The sequence below is a fragment of the Aphanizomenon sp. CS-733/32 genome, assembly GCF_028330045.1.
In the GTDB taxonomy this organism is placed as follows: Bacteria; Cyanobacteriota; Cyanobacteriia; order Cyanobacteriales; family Nostocaceae; genus Dolichospermum; species Dolichospermum gracile.
Genome location: NZ_JAQMSE010000238.1, coordinates 1 through 20,214, shown reverse-complemented (window position 1 = coordinate 20,214; position 20,214 = coordinate 1). Strand labels below are relative to the sequence as shown.

The 20,214-nt window shown below is 37.9% G+C and carries 22 protein-coding genes; 14 read left to right on the top strand and 8 right to left on the bottom strand.

Going from position 1 to position 20,214, the window contains the following annotated elements; genetic code table 11:
* Nucleotides 1-24 precede the first annotated feature (24 nt).
* The 3 genes from rpsR to PN471_RS20510 are packed head-to-tail and all read right to left on the bottom strand — an operon-like array spanning nucleotide 25 to nucleotide 1,039.
* A complete protein-coding gene (gene rpsR, locus PN471_RS20520) occupies nucleotides 25-240 on the bottom strand; it encodes a 30S ribosomal protein S18 (protein ID WP_168644988.1) in 216 nt (71 codons plus the stop codon).
* A 2-nt stretch (nucleotides 241-242) separates the two neighbouring features.
* Nucleotides 243-437, bottom strand: a complete 195-nt coding sequence (gene rpmG, locus PN471_RS20515; protein ID WP_010998585.1) for a 50S ribosomal protein L33 — start codon at nucleotides 435-437, stop codon at nucleotides 243-245.
* A gap of 47 nt (nucleotides 438-484) precedes the next feature.
* On the bottom strand, nucleotides 485-1,039 hold the full coding sequence (locus PN471_RS20510; protein WP_271778418.1) for an RDD family protein: 555 nt from the start codon (nucleotides 1,037-1,039) through the stop codon (nucleotides 485-487).
* Between the two features lie 538 nt (nucleotides 1,040-1,577).
* On the opposite strand from PN471_RS20510, the gene PN471_RS20505 reads away from it, so the two are divergent.
* Nucleotides 1,578-2,186: a hypothetical protein gene (locus PN471_RS20505; protein ID WP_271778417.1), complete on the top strand. Its 609-nt coding sequence runs from the start codon at nucleotides 1,578-1,580 to the stop codon at nucleotides 2,184-2,186.
* 157 nt (nucleotides 2,187-2,343) lie between these two features.
* Here the strand turns inward: PN471_RS20505 and PN471_RS20500 are convergent, their stop codons facing one another.
* Nucleotides 2,344-4,503: a Tex family protein gene (locus tag PN471_RS20500; protein ID WP_271778416.1), complete on the bottom strand. Its 2,160-nt coding sequence runs from the start codon at nucleotides 4,501-4,503 to the stop codon at nucleotides 2,344-2,346.
* A gap of 220 nt (nucleotides 4,504-4,723) precedes the next feature.
* Between PN471_RS20500 and PN471_RS20495 the strand changes: the two genes are divergently transcribed.
* The 8 genes from PN471_RS20495 to PN471_RS20460 all read left to right on the top strand — a co-directional run bounded on the left by PN471_RS20495 (nucleotide 4,724) and on the right by PN471_RS20460 (nucleotide 12,428).
* Nucleotides 4,724-4,936, top strand: coding sequence for a hypothetical protein (locus PN471_RS20495; protein WP_193895384.1), 213 nt, complete (start codon nucleotides 4,724-4,726; stop codon nucleotides 4,934-4,936).
* A 342-nt stretch (nucleotides 4,937-5,278) separates the two neighbouring features.
* Nucleotides 5,279-6,511 (top strand): AAA family ATPase, encoded by a 1,233-nt coding sequence (locus tag PN471_RS20490; protein WP_271778415.1) that lies wholly within the window; start codon nucleotides 5,279-5,281, stop codon nucleotides 6,509-6,511.
* A gap of 11 nt (nucleotides 6,512-6,522) precedes the next feature.
* Nucleotides 6,523-6,753 (top strand): hypothetical protein, encoded by a 231-nt coding sequence (locus tag PN471_RS20485; protein WP_271778414.1) that lies wholly within the window; start codon nucleotides 6,523-6,525, stop codon nucleotides 6,751-6,753.
* Between the two features lie 32 nt (nucleotides 6,754-6,785).
* A complete protein-coding gene (locus PN471_RS20480; RefSeq protein WP_271778413.1) occupies nucleotides 6,786-7,148 on the top strand; it encodes a hypothetical protein in 363 nt (120 codons plus the stop codon).
* A gap of 193 nt (nucleotides 7,149-7,341) precedes the next feature.
* Nucleotides 7,342-8,535, top strand: a complete 1,194-nt coding sequence (locus PN471_RS20475; RefSeq protein ID WP_271778412.1) for an AAA family ATPase — start codon at nucleotides 7,342-7,344, stop codon at nucleotides 8,533-8,535.
* Nucleotides 8,532-9,341, top strand: a complete 810-nt coding sequence (locus tag PN471_RS20470; RefSeq protein ID WP_271778411.1) for a DUF4276 family protein — start codon at nucleotides 8,532-8,534, stop codon at nucleotides 9,339-9,341. The genes PN471_RS20475 and PN471_RS20470 overlap by 4 nt, the downstream gene beginning before the upstream one ends.
* A gap of 93 nt (nucleotides 9,342-9,434) precedes the next feature.
* Complete coding sequence (locus tag PN471_RS20465; RefSeq protein WP_271778410.1) at nucleotides 9,435-10,907, top strand: TldD/PmbA family protein; 1,473 nt, start codon at nucleotides 9,435-9,437, stop codon at nucleotides 10,905-10,907.
* Between the two features lie 180 nt (nucleotides 10,908-11,087).
* Nucleotides 11,088-12,428, top strand: coding sequence for a TldD/PmbA family protein (locus tag PN471_RS20460; RefSeq protein ID WP_271778409.1), 1,341 nt, complete (start codon nucleotides 11,088-11,090; stop codon nucleotides 12,426-12,428).
* Nucleotides 12,429-12,510: 82 nt separating this feature from the next.
* On the opposite strand, the gene PN471_RS20455 is transcribed toward PN471_RS20460, so the two are convergent.
* Both PN471_RS20455 and larC read right to left on the bottom strand, forming a co-directional pair.
* Nucleotides 12,511-13,428, bottom strand: coding sequence for a lysylphosphatidylglycerol synthase domain-containing protein (locus PN471_RS20455; RefSeq protein WP_271778408.1), 918 nt, complete (start codon nucleotides 13,426-13,428; stop codon nucleotides 12,511-12,513).
* 150 nt (nucleotides 13,429-13,578) lie between these two features.
* Complete coding sequence (gene larC, locus PN471_RS20450; protein WP_271778435.1) at nucleotides 13,579-14,865, bottom strand: nickel pincer cofactor biosynthesis protein LarC; 1,287 nt, start codon at nucleotides 14,863-14,865, stop codon at nucleotides 13,579-13,581.
* A 125-nt stretch (nucleotides 14,866-14,990) separates the two neighbouring features.
* Here larC and PN471_RS20445 point away from each other — a divergent pair, with 125 nt between their 5' ends.
* The 5 genes from PN471_RS20445 (at nucleotide 14,991) to PN471_RS20420 (ending at nucleotide 19,333) form a co-directional block, all read left to right on the top strand.
* On the top strand, nucleotides 14,991-15,650 hold the full coding sequence (locus PN471_RS20445; RefSeq protein WP_271778407.1) for an L-threonylcarbamoyladenylate synthase: 660 nt from the start codon (nucleotides 14,991-14,993) through the stop codon (nucleotides 15,648-15,650).
* A gap of 407 nt (nucleotides 15,651-16,057) precedes the next feature.
* Nucleotides 16,058-17,278, top strand: coding sequence for a HetZ-related protein (locus PN471_RS20440; RefSeq protein WP_271778406.1), 1,221 nt, complete (start codon nucleotides 16,058-16,060; stop codon nucleotides 17,276-17,278).
* A gap of 608 nt (nucleotides 17,279-17,886) precedes the next feature.
* Entirely contained in the window at nucleotides 17,887-18,093 is a 207-nt protein-coding gene (locus PN471_RS20430) for a DUF751 family protein (protein ID WP_072033605.1), read from the top strand.
* 95 nt (nucleotides 18,094-18,188) lie between these two features.
* On the top strand, nucleotides 18,189-18,587 hold the full coding sequence (gene rbfA, locus PN471_RS20425; RefSeq protein ID WP_193895369.1) for a 30S ribosome-binding factor RbfA: 399 nt from the start codon (nucleotides 18,189-18,191) through the stop codon (nucleotides 18,585-18,587).
* A 503-nt stretch (nucleotides 18,588-19,090) separates the two neighbouring features.
* Complete coding sequence (locus tag PN471_RS20420) at nucleotides 19,091-19,333, top strand: DUF4327 family protein (RefSeq protein WP_028091717.1); 243 nt, start codon at nucleotides 19,091-19,093, stop codon at nucleotides 19,331-19,333.
* A 320-nt stretch (nucleotides 19,334-19,653) separates the two neighbouring features.
* Here PN471_RS20420 and PN471_RS20415 read toward each other — a convergent pair whose 3' ends face one another.
* Both PN471_RS20415 and petN read right to left on the bottom strand, forming a co-directional pair.
* Entirely contained in the window at nucleotides 19,654-19,815 is a 162-nt protein-coding gene (locus PN471_RS20415; RefSeq protein WP_271778405.1) for a hypothetical protein, read from the bottom strand.
* A gap of 7 nt (nucleotides 19,816-19,822) precedes the next feature.
* Nucleotides 19,823-19,909, bottom strand: coding sequence for a cytochrome b6-f complex subunit PetN (petN, locus tag PN471_RS20410; protein WP_013189847.1), 87 nt, complete (start codon nucleotides 19,907-19,909; stop codon nucleotides 19,823-19,825).
* Nucleotides 19,910-20,214: the final 305 nt, after the last annotated feature.

Genomic DNA, 20,214 nt, shown 5'->3' with positions numbered 1-20,214 from the left:
CAAAATCCAAAATCCAAAATATTCTTAACCTTCGGCGTTAATGAAGGGTAACAAAGCCACAATCCGGGCGCGTTTAATGGCTGTAGTCAAAGCGCGTTGTTGCTGACAGGTTAAACCAGTGATTCTCCGAGGCAAAATCTTACCACGTTCGGTAAGAAACTTCCGCAACAAATCTACATCTTTGTAATCAATGGCATCTCCGGGCTTAATTGGAGACAGGCGACGACGATAGTAACTCATTCTTACTTAATTTCCTTGTGAACTGTGTGTTTATTGCAGTGGGTACAGAACTTTTTCAGTTCTAAACGGTTGGTTGTGTTCCGACGGTTCTTGGTACTAGTATAACGAGATACGCCAGGGGAACGTTTATCTGGATTTGTCCGACACTCGGTGCATTCTAGTGTCACTATTATGCGCGCACCTTTACTTTTAGCCATAATCTTACAAACTGTAAAGCCTGGAGGATAATTAACACAAATGGTTATCATCTCATATTTCGGGGAAATTTTGCAACCAACCGTTTAATTTTTATATCTAATGAATAACCCCGACGGGAAGAAACTATAACCGTCCGCAAAAAGCGGTCATGGAAAGCCTGACGCATCTGAGTATCAGATAAAGCTGCACCCCCGTCAATGATTAAAGGAAGTAATAAGACGACAGCAGCGGGATTGAGGATGATATTCCCCAGGAAAATGGATAATAATAAGCTAGAACAGCAAATAATCCCTTCTCGCAGCAACAATGTCTGAAATTGCGGGATTCTATTGACTATTTCCCCATTTACGACTTCTAGGATCTTTAAATCAAATGCCCAACGGCCTAAACTTTGTCCCTGATTGTTGTAAACTACGACTACGCGGAAAACTAACCAAACAAAAATAAACACAAAGATTTGGGCAAATTGAATACCAATTTCATTACTTCTAACCATAGAACTCAGTAACCATGCACCAAAAAAGTCTATAGCTAAAGCCATTCCTCGACGAGTAAGATCCCCTTTAGGGTAGTGCCTTTGATTTACCTTAACAAGAGTCATACTATTTACCTCCCTAGTGGTAGAATTTAAATTTATTTAAACCCGTGTGGACTTATAGTGTTAAGTCAAGATGTAGGGACGCATGGACTGCGCCCAGTCAGGAGTCACCGAGTCAAACTCGCTTGCTTTTCAGAACAAGAAGGTGCAAGGTTTTGGCTTATGGTGTCTCAAAACAGTTGCATTTTTCTTTGTCGGATATGGACAATTGAGGATATCCAGATAGTTGAAACTGTTCCCTCCCCTCACAGAAGCTATTGGAAAATCTGTATCAATTTTTACTCCCTGGAATAAACAATGCAACAAATAGTTGATTCTGATACGGCATTTATATTTATATTAAGAGATAATAATTAAATCAGATTGCAGACTAATAAGGTACAGGATCTAAATTCAAAACCAGACAGCAAACTATTTTTACTCCTGACTCCTAAATTCTGCTGTAGATATTCACTCAATCTTGATGACCATCTGACACAAAATTAACAATTAGTTTCATAACTAATAACTAATAACTAATAACTAATTAGGTCTTGTTCTGATGTCAAATATTTACAATACTCAAGAGTTAATTCAGATTTTAGCAATCGAACGCCAAGCTTGCTTGAAAGGAGAAAGGTTAAAGTTAGATATAACTGTTGCTAGTAATCCTGTTATAGATCCGTTTATCAGAACCGAGGGAGTACAAAGATTCACGGCTTACCAAGATTTTAAAGCCTCTATTCATGAATATCAACGAGAAAATCAAGTTTCTGGCATTATCTGGAAAGATATTCAAGTTAAAGGTAAAAATCTGCATTATCCAGAAATTGATCCAGAATTGATTGCCTTAGAAAGTGATTTAGAAATCTTGAAACCTGCTAAAGATTCTCTTTTAGAATTTTGGTATCTGGTGACAGAAGAAATGGATTTATATCTAAGTTTCAGTAATGGTAAACAACATCAAAAAGTGAACACAGTAGATGTAGAAAGAATTGTCCAAAGAACAGAATGGGCAACTTTATTAAAGTGGGAAAATCCCAACTTTTTAGAAATTATTTTACAACTAGGTTGGGGACAACCACAAGAAGCCGCTTATAAACGGGGAAGACCATTAGCTGGTAGTGAATTTATTCATGCCGTCAATCCAGGATGTTATCCTATCGGTTAATATTAGGAGGCAGATGTTTGGCTTGTTAAGCATACTATAGTTTCTGTATTAGAATCATCACAGAAGTATATTAAGTTGAGCGAGATCCAAAAACTTCACCCCCAACCCGCAAGCGAGGAGGGGGCTATGATTAACATAACAAGTTAGGAAGAGGTAATTATTGTTTGATTCCTTTCATTGATAAACCTATGCGTTTGAGTTTTTCGTTGATTTCTAAAACTTGTACTTTCACAACTTGTCCAACTTTCACAATTTTTTTGGGATCATCTACAAATATATCCGCAAGTTGGGAAATATGCACTAAACCATCTTGATGGACTCCAATATCAACGAAAGCACCGAAGTTAGCAACGTTGGTAATAATTCCTTCTAGTTGCATTCCTACGGTTAGATCTTTAATTTCTTTGATTCCTTCTTTAAAGGTAGCATATTTAAATTCAGCACGGGGATCTCTACCTGGTTTTTCTAATTCCCTGAGAATGTCGCGCAGGGTTGGTTCTCCAATGGTGTCGGTAACGTATTTTTTGATGTTGGCTTTTTTGAGTTTTTCTGCAATTTGTGTAACTTGATTTAAGGATACTTCCAAATCAGCCGCAATAGATTGTACCAGGGCGTAACTTTCTGGATGAACTGCGGTATTATCTAAGGGATTTTCACCACCACGAATTCTTAAAAAACCTGCGGCTTGTTCAAAGGCTTTTGGTCCTAGTTTGGCTACTTTTAAGAGTTGACGACGATTTTTAAATGCGCCATTTTCGTTGCGATGGGCAATAATATTATTGGCTATAGTCGGGGTAATTCCTGAAACAAATGTTAGCAATTCTTTAGAGGCGGTATTTAAGTCTACACCCACATAATTCACGCAACTTTCGACGGTTTCATCTAATTTCTTTTTCAGTAATTTTTGATCAACGTCGTGTTGATATTGTCCAACACCAATTGATTTAGGATCTATTTTCACTAATTCCGCTAAAGGATCTTGTAATCTTCTACCAATACTAATTGCACCTCTGACAGTAACATCTAAATCAGGAAATTCTTCTCTAGCTACTTCGCTGGCAGAATATATAGATGCACCAGATTCATTAACCATGACTTTAATTGGTTTATGGGCTATATTTGGTAATACTTCGGCAACAAACTCTTCTGTTTCTCGTGAGGCTGTACCGTTACCAATAGCAATTAATTGAATTTGGTATTTTTCAATTAGCTTCTTAATAGTTTGTGCCGCCTTTTGACGTTGTTCTGCCGCTTGGTGGGGAAACACAGCTTCATATTCCAAAAATTTGCCAGTTTCATCTAAAATAGCAACTTTACACCCGGTTCTAAATCCTGGATCTATGGCCATTGTCGGTTTCATTCCTGCGGGTGCTGATAACAGTAGTTCTCGTAAATTGGTTTCAAAGGTTTTGATTGATTCTATATCAGCAAAGGTTTTTTTCTCCTTAGTTACTTCGCTAATTAAGGAAGTTTTCATCAAGCGGTTAAAACTATCTTTTAACATGACTTGATAAAAGTCGCGCACGTTACGAACTTTAGTTTTGATTTCTTGAGATTCTAAATAACCCAGGATAAAATCTTCGTCATAAGCAACTTCAAAACTAAGGATTTTTTCATCTTCTCCTCGACATAAAGCCAACAGATTATGAGGGGCAATATTTTTGACTTTAATCTGATAATTGCGGTACATTTCAAATTTAGTTGTCCCTTCAGAATGTTCGTCTTTGATGCGAGAAATAAACAGCCCATTTTCTAAAAGATAATCGCGGATATATGCCCGTAATTCTGCTTTTTCTGCTACTTCTTCGGCTAAGATATCAGATGCCCCTTTTAAAGCTTCATCTGCTGTTTTTACTCCTAAAGTTTCGGAAATATACTTTGCTGATTCTTCCTCTAATGATGCAGAAACAGCATTTTTTGTATTTAGAGATTGAATAAATCTGGCGAGCGCTTCTAACCCTTTTTCCCTGGCAATGGTAGCACGAGTCCGACGTTTGGGACGATAGGGTAAATATAAATCCTCCAGTTCGGTTTTTTGGAGACAGGATGCTATTTTTGCTTGTAGTTCTGGGGTAAGTTTATCTTGTTGAGCGATCGCATTAATAATGACTTTCTTTCTTTCTTCTAACTCCGTTAAGTAATTATGCCTATCTTGTAAATCCCGTAATTGCACCTCATCCATTTCATCTGTTTTTTCTTTACGGTAACGCGCAATAAAGGGAATTGTTGCCCCTTCTGCTAAAAGTTCCAGCGCGTTTTGTACCTGCTGGGGTTTAAGTTGTAGTTCACTTGCGAGGAGTTGGGAAATGTTCAACATCGGGTATTTAAATTAAAAGTGTTAAATGAATTCCAGCACGAATAGATAGTGTTAGTTCAATGTACCAAATAATGGCACTATTTGAAAATAGCGATTCCCTAGCTTGACAATAAAATCATTGCCATTTTGCTTTACTTAAGTATATGATCAGTAACGTTCCTGAAAATGGTCTAACTCTACTGGTATTAAACAGTAGTTCGTAGTTTGGAGATGAGTAAAAATGCCTTTATTTTTCTTGATGACATTAGTTACAGGTGTAATGACTAGCTATCTCTTCAAAAGAAATGATGATGAAATCACTAATATTGCAGGTGTTTTCACAGCCGTCATTTTTATTGTAAGTTTAGTATTAGCACCTTGGCCAATTCAGTTTGGTTTGTTGATGTTTGTGGTGATTATTAGTCACAAACTGCTGAATAAAAGTTGGTTTTAAGCTAATTCTTTCAGAAATTTTCGCAATTTCGAGCCATAATCTCATATAAGTCGGCGATTATCCACCCTCTGTCATAAGATAATTTAGTGAGGGGAAAGAGGGTGTTGATAGTTGGATAAAAGATATTATAGTCTCAAAGATAAAAAAGGATCTTGTCTCCTTACCATCTGTTACAGATTTTCAACCTTTTTGATATAATTAAACCTTGTCAAACTTCCCATTGTTGCGCTTTCTTACTACCCTAGCATCAAAAATATATCAACCAGCAAGACTGACGCAGAATCAAGAAAATTTGGTTTATATTATAAGTCTTAAGTAAATAAAATATATGTAATTTTGATTATGCTGAAAAAACTCATTCTCGAAAATTGGAAAAGTTTCCGTTATGCAGAACTTCCACTTGATCCTTTAACTGTGCTTATTGGCACTAATGCAAGTGGTAAATCTAATGTAGTTGAAGCTTTGGAATTTTTGCAAAGAATAGCGAACGGTGAAAATATTGAAACAGCTTTAGCAGGGGATAAAACACTTTCTTCTATTCGTGGAGGTGTTGAATTAGCTGCACGAAAAGGTGAAAATGAGTTTACTTTAAAGGTGTTAGTTGGTGCTGAAGATGATGCAAATTATTTATATAATTTACAAATACAAACACTACCTTCCTTCAAGCTTTGTGAAGAATATCTAGAAATTATAGACATGAATAATAATGATATACTTAAAATTAAACTTATGGATTTTTATTATCAAGCAAAGAGTGGTTTACACTTGAAAGGTACAAGAGTTTGGAGACTATCAAAAACACGAAGAAATGATAAAAAAATACTAGAACAACCAACAGATGTAGAAGAAGACAATCAAAAATATTTGAAACTACCAAAAATAGCAACAAATTTTACTATTGATAATTTGTCCAATCTTTTAGTTTTAAATCCGATTCCATCTAAAATGCGCGATTACTCAAGACTTTCTGAAAATATAGAAAGCGATGGTTCAAATATTGCTGGAGTATTAGCAGGATTACCAGATGATAAAAAAACAGAAATTGAAAATACGCTATCTGAATATTTAAAAGATTTACGAGAAGGTGATATTAAGAAAGTATGGGCTGAACCAGTAGGAAGACTGAAAACAGATGCAATGCTTTATTGTCAGGAAGAATGGAAACCAGGAGAAATCACAGAAATTGATGCTAGAAGTATGTCAGATGGAACATTACGCTTTCTAGCCATTCTCACAGCATTATTAACCCGTCCTGAAGGTAGTCAAATTGTCATAGAAGAAATAGATAATAATTTACATGCTTCCCGTGCAGCACTACTGGTAAAAATATTAAAAGAAATTGGCACTAAACGCAATATTGATATTTTACTCACTACCCATAACCCAGCTTTACTAGATGCGTTCGGTCCCGAAATAGTTCCCTTTGTAGTTGTCGCACATCGAGATTCAGAAACAGAAGAGAGTAAACTTACCCTTTTAGAAGATATTGACAACTTCTCCAAATTATTTGCATCCTATTCCTTGGGACAAATGACAACTAAAGGCGCAATTGAACGCAGCCTTTCTCATGGGTAATAATTAAAAATATGAGAAAAGTTTTACTAATAGATACATCTTTATTGTGCGCCTGGTTAAAAGTTCCAGGTAAAGAAACTGCTGGTAATAATAAATGGGACTTTGAACTTGTTAATGAAAAAATTCTCACAGAAATTGAAAAAGGAACAACCTTGGTACTGCCATTAGCGACAGTGATAGAAACAGGAAATCATATTGCCCAAGCTAAAACTACAAATTCAGATAAGCTGTTACGCAGCTAAATTTGATAACCATAATTTACTTGAACTTTGTAGTGCGGGCATCTTGCCCGCTAGAATTATACAAACTAAATGCACAACAGCTTAGTAAAAGAATAACATCAGAAAAATTTGCCGAAATTATGATTTATGCTGCTGACGAAACAAGTCCTTGGGCTGCTTTTCGTGAACAAATTGTATTATGGGAAGCGGAAGGCTTGAAAAATTTAGCAGAAAAATTTCCTAATCAAGCTGTAGAAAAAACTTCTATGGGAGATGCGAGTACTGTAGTTTTAGGTTGGTATTACTATTATGAAAAAGGTTTTCATGTAGAATTTTTGACAGCTGATAGTGGTTTAAAATCTCAAGAACCACCACAGCCTCAGCCACCAACACGCCGCAGTACTCGGGGAAAATGATGAGAGTATTAAATAAATTTATCTTCCTAGTTTACAATATTCATCCACCAAATAACGCTTTGATGACACTTAGGAAGACCCTTATCTAGTCCTATCCGGGAAATGGGAGAAATCCTTGGCTAAATTATCAACAATTTTAATATTTACTGTAAACTACATTTAGGTATCTATCTTATTGAAGTAAAATATTGTCATGCCGAATAAACTCAATCATTTACATATCAAGAACTTCCGCTCCCTGGCAGATGTTCATATTTCACCTGATTCCCTCAATATTCTCTTTGGACCCAATGGAGCGGGAAAATCAACATTTCTAGATACAATCTGGTTTATTAGAGATTGTGCAATTAGAGGAGTTGATTCAGCTTCCTCATTTAGAGATCATGGAATTGGTATTCTTTGGGATGGAGCAAGTGAAACAGACAATATATTAATTGAAATAGAAGATGAATCAACTAAATATGAAGTTTCATTTGGATTATCTTCTGGGAGAATTGAAGCTTTTGCGGGTGAAAGATTAGTTAATAAAGTTAATAATCAATTACTTATTAATAGAACCATAGGTAGTGATAAGGCAACATTTTATCAATTTATGGGAGAAGATGAAACTACTATCACTCTCAGAGAACCAGAAAAACTTGCCCTAACTAGCTATGTAGCCTTTGGGAAAGGTGATGGTGCTGCATCAGAGTTAGACAAATTACTTCGTGCTGCACGTTCTTATCATTTAAGAGGTGCTTCTCTATTTAATCTGAGAAGAGCCGGTTCAGAATCAGAACCTGGTGATAGATTACAAGATAGATGTGAAAATTTATGGTCTGTTTTGAGAAACTTACATGATAGACAAGTAATTGATGATAGATATGACACAATTATGAAATTCATGCGCGAAAGTTTCCCAGCTTTCGATGGTTTATATTTTGAGCAAACTGGCAGAAATACAGTTTATGCAAATTTTTTAGACAAAAGACGACGTAAACCAATTCAAGCTTCAGGAGTATCTGACGGATATATTCAAATGCTTATTAATCTCACGGCCTTATTTTCTGAAAAACCTAATAGTTATTCCTTAATTTTATTAGATGAACCTGATATATCTCTTCATCCTTGGGCATTGGCAGTTTTTGGTAAAGCAGTAAAACTGGCTACAGAAAAATTGAGTAAACAAGTATTTATTGCCACTCATTCACCAGTTTTAATTAGTCAATTTGAGCCACAAAATATATGGGCAATGGAACTTGATAAAAATGGTCAAACTGTGATGAAAAAGGTTAGCGAAATAACAGATATTCAATATTTGTTAGAAGAATATGCTACAGGTTCATTATATATGGCTGAAATGATTGCCCCCCAAAGTCAGTCTGATACTGAGGAATTAAGTCAATGAATGGAGAAAATATCACTAGCAACCAGCCATGCTATTCTGGGTTTGAATTTGGATTGATTGTTACAGGTGAAACTGAAACAGAGCATCTACCAAGCTTATTCAAAAATCTCACAAAAACTGGTATATGTACATTTAAAATTATTAGGCGTATTGGACAGCTTTCGCCTAGAACTTCTCTTAAAAAACATACTTTATCTATTATTGGAACAAACAAGAAGGATTTGACTCAAAATCAGCAAAAAATTGGTTGTGTAGCTAGATCCTATTTGTTAGAAAATTCATGTAGATATGTATTGTTAGTAGATGACTTAGAAAAAGATAGAGTGAGCAAAGCTCCACAAGTTTTCCAAGTATATCGAGAAGCACTAGATTTGATTTTACTAGAACAAAAAAAGCGTGCTTCAGTTCATTTTTTAGTAAACATGATTGAAGCCTACTACTTTGCTGATTCTCACGCAATCAATATAGCTTTAGGTTTAGTAACTCCTTTACAGGATTATCCTGAAGATGTTGAAAAAATACCCCATCCTAAAAATGAATTTAAAAAGTTATATCCTGGATTTGATGAAAAAGAGGATGGTGGAAAAATACTAAAACTTCTCAGAGTTGAACATATTTTATCTCGTCCTGATACCTGTGCATACCTGAGAACTTTATTTTATTGGTGCTACAAAGTTTTACAAAAATACCCGTATCCAGAAATTCTAGAACTATTCCAGGCTGAACAATATCACTTTCATGATGGGATCTTAAGTGAGGTAACACAACAACAATTAGACAATATGGCGGAAAACCCTACAGCCTAACTGCCAACAACAGCTTTCATAGATTTGTTAGACTGAACACACCAGGATTTTTTCAGTCACATCTGTAGATAACGCCAGCAGCCGAGGCACTTCATGCTTACAAACACCCTACTTCTCTCAAATCAACTTCCCAGTTTACAATATTTATCCACCACAGAACGCTTCGATGACACTTGGGAAGCCCCCCTGGCAACCCTTTTGGGACTAGGACGCGCTGCCGGTGCTGATTTTGTAGAATACTTCCTAGAACGCCGCAACTACATCAGTTGTTTAGCCGAAGAAGACACAATCACCAGCATTTCCCCCAGTTTAGCTACTGGTGCAGGAGTGCGGGTATTTCGTGGCAAAGCTGACTGCTACGTTAGCACCAATAACCTCACATTTGCCGGTTTAAAAGCTGCTTTAGAAAAAGCCCTTTCCATCTTAGGCTTACAACTACCTGGTCCCACTGGTTTCATCCCCGAAATCAACCTAGAATTACTCAGAGACTACGCCACAAAACGCGGTAAAGACGGTTGGCTGCCCTTATGTAGTTCTATCCGCGAAATGGGAGAAGTCCTCCTGGATGGTACAGCCCAACTTAACAAAAAAGCTACCCACGTCCAATCTCGTCGCGCTTCCTACTTCCGTGATTGGCAAGAAGTATTAGTTGCTGCCAGTGACGGCACATTTGCCCGTGATATCCGCCTCACCCAGTCAGTTGGGTTTAACCTCCTTTGTGCTGACGGCGCTAACCGTGCCTCCATTGGCGAACGTGCTGGTAACACCAGTGACGCTAACTTCCTGAGAACCTGGGATTATCAACAAGCCTCCGAACAAATCGCCGAATCAGCCGGTAAAATGCTTTATGCAGATTACGTAGAATCAGGAACTTACCCCATTATCATGGCCAATCATTTTGGCGGTGTAATTTTCCATGAAGCTTGCGGACACCTTTTAGAAACCACTCAAATTGAACACAAAACCACACCATTTGCCGATAAAAAAGGTGAGAAAATCGCCCATGAAAGCCTGACTGCTTGGGATGAAGGACGCACTGATAACGCCTTTGGGACTATTGATATGGACGATGAAGGAATGCCCGCCCAAAGAACATTATTAATTGAAAAAGGCATCCTCAAAAACTTCCTCGCTGATAGAACCGGTTCAGTGCGGACAGGACACCCCAGAACAGGCAGTGGCCGCCGTCAAAATTACACTTTTGCTGCTGCTAGTCGGATGCGAAATACATATATTGATTGTGGTGAACACACCACAGAAGACTTATTTTCCTCCGTTGATAAAGGCATTTATTGTAAGAAAATGGGTGGCGGCAGTGTCGGCGCAACAGGTCAATTTAACTTTAGCGTTGATGAAGCTTATTTAATAGAAAATGGCAAAATTACCAAACCATTAAAAGGTGCTACTTTGATTGGTGAAGCAAAGGAAATTATGAATAAAATTTCCCTATGTTCTCAAGATTTAGAATTAGCTCCCGGCTTTTGTGGTTCTGTTAGTGGCAGTATTTATACAACTGTTGGACAACCCCATATTAAGGTTGATTCTATCACTGTCGGCGGCAGATAAAAACCAATACGGTTTAGTTAAATCTAGAACTCTTTGTGAAAGTCATTTTTTAAACGAACCACAGAGGCACAGAGGACACAGAGAGAAGAAAAAATTTTTAACTAAACTGTATTGAGATAAAAACAGATAAGCCATATTATCTGCGTTCATCCGCGTTCAAAATTCAGAAATTAATTCATCATGACAAAAATACAGGAAATCGCCACTTACGCCCAAGAAAATGCCGCTAAACTCGGCATTAAAAAATTCGACATTTACGGTTCAACTGTAGATGATACCAGCGTTCAAGTTGACCAAGGAGAACCCAAACAAGTCAAGGCTTCTAATCGTTCTGGGGTAACAGTTCGAGTTTGGAATGAAGAAAATACAATGGGTGTTACCAGCACTACAGATGTAGATCCCAAAGGGTTAGAATTAGCTTTAAAAACTGCTTACGAAGCCAGCTTTTTTGGTGTAAAAGAAAATGTTCCTGATTTTAGTCCAGAAGCAACTATTCCTATCCCTAATAAACACCAAGAAAAAGCTCTCCAAGCACCTGTTTCTGAACTAATAGAAAAGCTATTAGTAGCAGAAAAAGAATTATTAGCAACTCATTCTGCTATTAAGGGAGTACCTTATAATGGGTTAGCACAAAGAGATATTGACAGATTTTATCTCAATAGTGAAGGGGCTTTAAGAACTGAATCTCATTCTTTGGCTTCTATTTATTTGTACAGCAAAACTGAAGAAGAAGGTAAAAAGCCTCGCAGTGCTGGTGCTTATCGAGTTAAGGAAAGTGTCGCTGATTTAGATATTGCTGGTTGTATCAAAGAAACTGCTGAGAAAACTATCAGTCATTTGCATTATGAAAAAATCAAAACTGGTAAGTATCAAGTAGTTTTTTCTCCTGAAGCTTTTTTAAGTTTGTTAGGTGCTTTTTCTAATTTATTTAACGCCCAAAATATTCTGGATAATCAAAGTTTATCGAAAGCTGATGATATTGGTAAAGAAATTGCTTCACCTTTACTTTCAGTTTATGATGACGCTTTACACCCTGCTAATATTGGGGCAGAAAGTTTTGATGGTGAAGGTACACCAACCCGGCAAATTAAGTTAATAGAAAAGGGCATTTTAACCAGTTTTTTGCATAGCGCGGGAACTGCTAAAAGATTAAATGCTCAACCTACAGGTAATGCTAGTATTGGCGCAAAAGTCAGCGTTAGTCCTAATTTTTATCATGTTTTTGCAGCAGGAACGCCTGAGAAAGAATTGAGTTTAGCAACTGCGGAAAATGTGATTTTAATTGATGATTTACAAGCTCTCCATGCGGGTGTTAAGGCTTTACAAGGTTCTTTTTCTTTACCTTTTGATGGTTGGTTAGTTAATAAAGGTGAGAAAGTTAGTATTGAGTCGGCAACGGTAGCTGGTGATTTTCTGGAACTTCTCAAATCTATTGTTTATGTGGAGAAAGAGGTGGAATTAACACCAGGAGGAGTTGCTCCCAGAGTTTGGGTGAGTGAACTTTCTATTACTGGAGATTAATATCTTTTTTTCATTCTGTGCGTCTGTGGTTTAAGGTTAATTTATCGAACCACAGAGGCACAGAGGACACGGAGGAAGGAGGTTAAAAAGGAGTGTTTTCACATAACCAAGCTAAGGCTGCACCGAGTGTTTCTGCTATGATGCTAATGAGACGATAAAGAGCGATCGCACTAATCACTAAGGCCACCGGAAAATGATATTGTAATAGTAACATCGCTGTGGTTTCAAACACGCCCAAACCACCAGGCGCACCAGGAACAACTAACCCCAATACCCAAGCACAACTAAAAGCTCCCACTAATAAGGGTATTTGCTCCCAATTTACAGAAGTTAACGCCATTATAGTTAATATAAATCCAGCAGCCCGCAACCCTAAAAAAACTAATTCTCCTAATAATGGTTTCACCGGATAGCGTTTAATTATAAAAATATCAATTAGCTGATTTTCTCCATCAGGTTTTTTATTTTTCCAACGTTCTAAAAGTTGAATAACTGGGTTTAAAAATCGGGTATCAAGTACACATAAGACAATTATTAAGGCTAAGAATTGGATAATAATTAAATTAAAATTTAGACTATTAACAATAAGTTGACTACCAAATAAAACAATAATAATTAAAGCTGCTGCTAACATTAATAGTGGTTCTAACAAAACACTTAAAGTCGCAATATTTGTAGGGATATTAGCATTTTTAGCCGCCATGATTCGCCCATAATAATGCCAGACATTCCCAGGTAAATATTTAGCAATATTCGTTTTTAAATAAACTTGGATAAACTCAATAGCAGATACAGATTGATTTAACTCCCTGAGTACCCAAGTCCAAATCCAACCCGCCCAAATATGAGCCAATAAAGTTACACTTGTAGCAGTTGCCAATATTAACCATCCGGTAATATTAATCCGAATAGCACTAACTCCTAACCAATTATCTTTTAACGCTTTCAATAAAAAAAACAGCGTTCCACCTAAAATCAACCACCGGATAATTTTCTTCATTTTTGATTTGTGAATATTGAAAATATTGGGCGCATAGAATTCACTTCTACACAGACAAAATCCACCTACGTGGGTTAAATTAATATTAGTCCACGCAGGTGGACTTTGCTTGTGTAGCCGCGATTTCCAATCGCCCATCTAATTTAAGAACTAATTTTGATTTTGCAAATACCAACTTTCTAAGGCCAAACGATGAACTTCTCGCCAAGGAATATTATGTTGTCGTGCTAATTCTGCACAATCTTCATATTCTGGCTGCACATTAGTAATTACCTTTTCCGTAGCTGTTCCTGTCCATGCCACTTTTACCGCTATTGTTCCATAAATAGTGTCTACATTTTGCATTTCTCGTTGTAAAATTGCCCGTTTTTGAGTAGTGCGACGAATGCCTAAAGTGCTAGTTTCTCGAAATAACACCGCTTCACAACTAGCTAAATTTTCAGGATGACAAATCACAGTTAATAAAATTCCAGTTCGTGACTTTTTCATCCCTATCGGTTGAGTAAACACATCCACCGCACCCGCAGCAAATAAAGCCTCAAATACATAACCAAATACTTGAGGATTTAAGTCATCTATTTGAGTTTCTAGGACAGTAATCGGTTCTAAATTTGGGGAATATTCCGCTAAATTAGAGTTATCAGTCTGTAAAGATTCATTTTCACCGTACCAAAGCCGTAGTATATTGGGAATGGGTAAATCTAGAGAACCCGCCCCTAATCCTACTTTTTTGATAGTCATTGGTGGTGGTGAACCAAAGTCTTGAACTAAGGTAGTAGCGATCGCCGCCCCCGTTGGTGTTACCAATTCTCTGTCAATACCATTGCTATAAACTGGACAACCCCGCATTTCCCACAACTTTAACACCGCTGGTACTGGTACAGCCATTCTTCCATGTGCCGCATTAACAGTACCACCTCCAGTGGGAAATGGAGAACAGTATAGCAAAGGCACCCCTGAGCGATCGCAATCAATACCCAACCAATCCAAACCTAAACAAGTACCAACAATATCCACAATCGCATCCACCGCACCCACTTCATGAAAATGAACTTTTTCCGATGCGATGCCATGAACAGCCCCCTCTGCAACTGCCAACTGTCGGAAAACAGCTAAACTCCAAGCTTCCGCCCGCACTGGCAAATTCCCCTTAACAATCATCTCCTCTATTTCTGGCAAATGACGGGTGTGGTGGTGATCATGTTCATTGTGATCATGATGATGGTGATGATGAGAAACCAAATCTACATCAACCTTAGTCGCTTGTTGACCTTGACGGTGAACCAATTCCGCCCGCAATCGGTATTCCTGCCCAAGTCCCAAGCCATTAAGTTGTTCTCTCAAATACTCCACAGGTACACCCAAACTAACCAACGCCCCCAAACACATATCACCAGAAACCCCTGTTGGACATTGAAGATAAACAATTTTATTCATAAATTTATTAGTCATTAGTCATTAGTCATCAGTCATTGGGAAAATTCTTCCCCCTTGCCCCCTGCATCCTACACCCCTGTTTCTTCTCTGTCACCTGTCACCTGTCACCTACTCCCCACCTTATTATGGCCAAAATATTCACCATTCATCCTGATAATCCTCAAAGCCGCCGAATAGAGGAAATAAAGTTAGCGTTATTAAGTGGCGCTATCATGCTCTACCCTACAGATACAGTTTATGCAATTGGTTGTGACTTGAATGCCAAGTCGGCGGTGGAAAGAGTGCGGCAAATCAAACAGTTAGCAAATGATAAACCACTGACATTTTTATGTCCCTCACTCTCCAATGTGGCGACTTATGCCTTCGTAAGTGATACAGCCTACCGGATTATGAAACGGTTAATACCAGGACCCTACACATTTCTGCTCCCTGCGACCAAACTAGTACCGCGACTGGTGCAAAATCCCAAACGCAAAACCACAGGAATTCGAGTGCCAAATCATAACGTTTGCTTGGCATTAATGGAAGCGTTAGGAAACCCAATTATTTCCACTTCTGCTCATATTAGAGCAAATGAGGAAGATCAGGAAATAGTTGAAAACGGAAAACAACCAATGTTGTCACGGGTAGATTTATACGACCATTTGGATAAATTGGTAGATATCATTATTGACACTGCCGAAGAACCTACATATCAAGTGTCTACCATTTTAGATTTAACCGATGAAGAACCAGTTATTATTCGGAGAGGTTTAGGTTGGGAAGCTGTAGCTACTTGGGTTTAAGAATAAAGCTTTACAAGTGCAACCCCTTGTTTTGGACTCCGTTGCCCTAATTATTATGATCACCTGACTCCAATTTTGAAATTGTCATCCTCCCAGGCACTCTTACCCCAGTCATGAAATTATGGCTACGCCACACAGGCTACTGGCCAATCTTAGCATGACTAAGGTTTTGGCAATTTGTCCTCAGAGTGAATATCTATTATGCCATCTTTGATTTAGTTGCTAAAAATAAAGCGACACAATTAACAAGCCCTTAACTTTGGAAATTTCCAACAGTGTTTACATATCAGGAGTCTAGTTGGTGAGTTTTGAGGCATAAATCCCCAAAGATTTTTACTCCTGAGACTGGACTTAAATACTGTATATGCGTTTGAGTTAAGGTGCAATACCAATTTTATAGAAAAGTCATGAAAGCTAACATCGCCAATCTGCCTAATTCTACATCTGCTTTTGATAGTTATATTTCTCTTGAAGAATTGTCTGTTCCTACCAGCGATACATTAGTACAACTTTTATCCCATGAGATGCAATCTCAAGTTAAATCCGCCACTTCAGGTGTACAAGATGTTGTTGTCCGCATAGCTAAAGAAGTGGAACGGATATGTGATAAAAGCTCCCGCATTCAAAACTCAGGACAAATTCAGTCTTGGCAAATTACTTTAGGAAGACATCGTTTACAAAAATGTCTGCGTTACTATCAACTTGGTTCTAAACAGGGACGAGTAGAATTGCACAGTAGCTTAGGCGCAATTGTTTATCGTCACGTAACTGTTGCTGGCTCAGATTTAGGATTTGAGGCTCGTTACAATCTGATTGAAGACTTTTTACAAGCTTTTTATATCGAAGCAATTAAAGCTTTCCGTCGAGAAACCGAACTACCTGAAGATTACACCCCCCGTACTCAGTTACAAGTAGCTGAGTATATGGCATTTACAGAACAATATGCCAAACGCCGGATTAATTTACCTGGTGGTGCTAATCAACAACTAATTGTTTTACGCGCTCAAGGTTTTGCCCGTCGCCAACCCCAAGAAACTACTGTAGATATTGAAATGGCAGTGGATTCGGCGAAAACGGAAGAAGCCGAATCTTATCAACGCAATGTGGCAGTGCAGCAAATTCGCTCACAAATGATTGCTAAACCTGGTTTTGACCCTTCGGAAGAATCGGAACGCAATCGCGTGATTACCGAATTGATGAAATATCTGGAGTCTCAAGGACAATCTGATTGTATGAATTACTTGACTCTCAAACTCCAGGATCTTTCTGCACCAGAAATTGACCAAATTCTCGGTTTAACCAGTCGTCAACGGGATTATTTACAACAAAGATTTAAATATCATGTTGAGAAGTTTGCCAAACAGCACCAGTGGCAATTAGTTCATCAATGGTTAGGTGCTGGTTTAGAACATAAGTTAGGTTTGTCTTCCCAGCAATGGGATATTTTTTGGAATCAACTCACACCACAGCAACAGCAAATTTTTGAACTAAAAACTGCTTGTCAAAGTGATCAACTTATTTCTAAAGCTGTTCAATGTACTCCTAAACAACTGCAAAAACGCTGGACGCAAATGTTAGAATTGGCATGGTCTATTCGTAACGGTCATGCTGAAACCAAAAATAATTAAGTTCCATCTAGTCGGTTGGGTTGACGCAAGGAAACCCAGCATTTTTATGGAAATATTAGGTAAGACGGGCATGAATATTTATCGTTAGGGCAAGGTAGAAGACAGGACGGAAGAGGGTTTGGGGCAACTTTACCTTTAGTTACATACTTCGGTTTTTTACGCCTTTCTACTTAGGTTGGTGTTAAGAATGTTTAATTCCTACTTTTTTAGTGTTTGAGATGCCAGGTTCAAAATTTGTTCCTGACAAATACCCGGATTTTTATATTTGCCTACAGAGACATTAAATTTTCTTTGAGAAGTCCATGAAAACAAGTTTTATTTAGTAAATAAACCCCAAAATGGACGTGAGTAAGTTTGCTCGGGGATTTGACTTACCATCTACTTAGGATTAAACTAAAAACTAACTAATCAACAATACCTTGTCTAAATTAGAAAAAGCCTTGATTTGTAGGTTGGGTTGTGGAACGTAAACGTATCCCTGCGTGAACGGGAAGCAATAGCATGAAACCCAACATAAGCGTTGGGTTGGGCTGTCCCTGAACCCAACAAAGCAGGAAATGGACAAGGTATTGATCAATAAAGTCTATAATAAGGCAGTCTAAATTCAAATGTTTGATGGATTTTGGGATAACGTCTTTCGCTACCCTCGGTATTTAGTTAGCATTGTCTTGGGTATTTTTCTGAATACCCTCGAACCGCTGTTTCCATTATTAAAACGTCCTGTGACGCTGATGGCTATTTTAGGCTTGTTTACTGGTGGTCTTTTTTTCGTAACGCTTACCGTGCGGGCTATGCTGGGATTGAGTTCAATGTAACCCAAAAGCCGGGAAAGTGTTGATTTTATGCACCGTCCACTTTCATTTACGTTTAGAATCATGTTATTAAACCTCTGTGAGAAGGCGGAATTTATATGGCTACAAATCGCCGCGTTTCCCGCGTTGCTGAATTAATTAAACGGGAAGTTAGCCAAATGCTACTCAACGGTATTAAGGATGACCGTGTGGGTACGGGAATGGTCAGTGTTACCGATGTGGATGTTTCTGGGGATCTACAACACGCTACCATCTTTGTGAGTATTTATGGAACGGAGGAAGCGAAAACGGAAACAATGGCTGGTTTAAAGTCAGCTACGGGTTACGTTCGCAGTGAATTGGGGGCTAGAGTCAGATTAAGACGGACTCCAGAAGTGATCTTTGTGGAAGATCGTTCTATAGAACGAGGTACTAAGGTGCTGAGTTTATTAAACCAACTGGAGCAACAACGAGCATCAGCAAGTGTGGATGGGGTAGTAGAAGAGATGGCTGAATGATTTATTAATGCAAAGTTAACCAAAATATAAATAAATTTGGAACTTGTTGCTAGTTAAAGCACTCTAGGTGGGGATAATAGGCAATGCCTTGATTCCCTATTTTTGGAGAGTTATGGGTATTGCAAATCTTGTGTCTTAGGATAGAAGTCAAAAATCATAGACTTATATATGCTAATAAAGTTAACGCTGAAGCAAATTTAGTATGATTTTAATAATTTTAATACAAGTTAATGTTAAAAATGTAAATATCTAGGTTTGATTAGTAAACTTAACTGCTGTTATCTTAGGAATATGAAGTTGAAATACCATGAATGTCATCCTTTGTTGACAAACTTAACATTTCTTTAGATAATTTGGAGGTGTATAGCGTCAAAATGATAATAGTTCCGTATAGCAAACTACAAAACCCTGGACACAGGTTTAATTATTGCCATGTTTGTTCCTCGTGCATAACGGGAACGCTATCTAAATGTATTTTTGATGTAATTTTGTGAGAAAAAACCATGACTGTGAATACGGTGCCTTCTATCAATTACAATTACTACTCTCTGAATGTTATTCAGGACGAAGCACGCCGACTGGTGGAGAGGGGAATGGTTGGTCGTCAACAACCAATATATACACTTTGCCAGTTTATCCCGGCTAGAGAGTGGGTTTGTGTAGAATGTGAATTAGAGAAATGTGATTTTTTACTGCGCGATCGCATCGGTGATTTAATCGGACGTGAAGAGTGGGATAACGACTAATAATTTTGTTTTTTTAATAAACTACTGTTATTTTTAATTGTACTTGTTTGTAGTTTCTGGCTATAAACAGGTATATTTTTTTCTATATTTCTTGAATTTCATTTGACGCAGAGAAATAATGATATAAAGTCGGGTAGGATCTTCGGTAAAACTGCGATCGCTTATTTTGGTTGATCACGCCCAAACCCATTGTCCATCTACATTCTCATAGATAAATTCCCTTGTATATAAGTATAATTTATGTAGGGATAGAAATAGTTATTATCCCTACATAAACACTTTTTAACGCAAAATACAGCTATACATAAGCTGCAATAGAATCATTTTCCCTTGCTAGTGCTACGTCGGGCTTCGCGGGTTTCGTCTTCGAGACGACGGCGATCGCGCCAGTCTGCTAATGTTAGATAAACAACACCACCAGTGACTCCTACTAGCAGCAGCACGCCAAATAAGGCTAAAATACCCAAAAATGGACTTTCCACGATGCCTCTATAGTCCGTTGCGTCCCCAAACTACCATAGAAATAGACCAAGTAAACACAACCAACAGCGATACCCAACCCAGTGTCAAAATCATAGTTCTACTTTTCAAATAATTACAAAACGGCTCTAATATCCATCATACTGGGAAAATGCAGTGGATTCATTAACTAGATTGATAGGAGAGTTAAAAAAATTATGGAATTAATGGCAGAACGGTTAGAATCCCTGAAAGCGGGAGTAATTGGTAGCATATCTTTAGGTTTAGCTTAACCGACAGAAGCCCCACGTCTCACTCTTAGGAGCGTGGGATGAATGGCGCGTGAGTTGACGACAGTTCCCTGACTAATGTGCGTAGCACGAAGGAAGGGAACATGGAGGAAACGAACACTTTCTTATTCT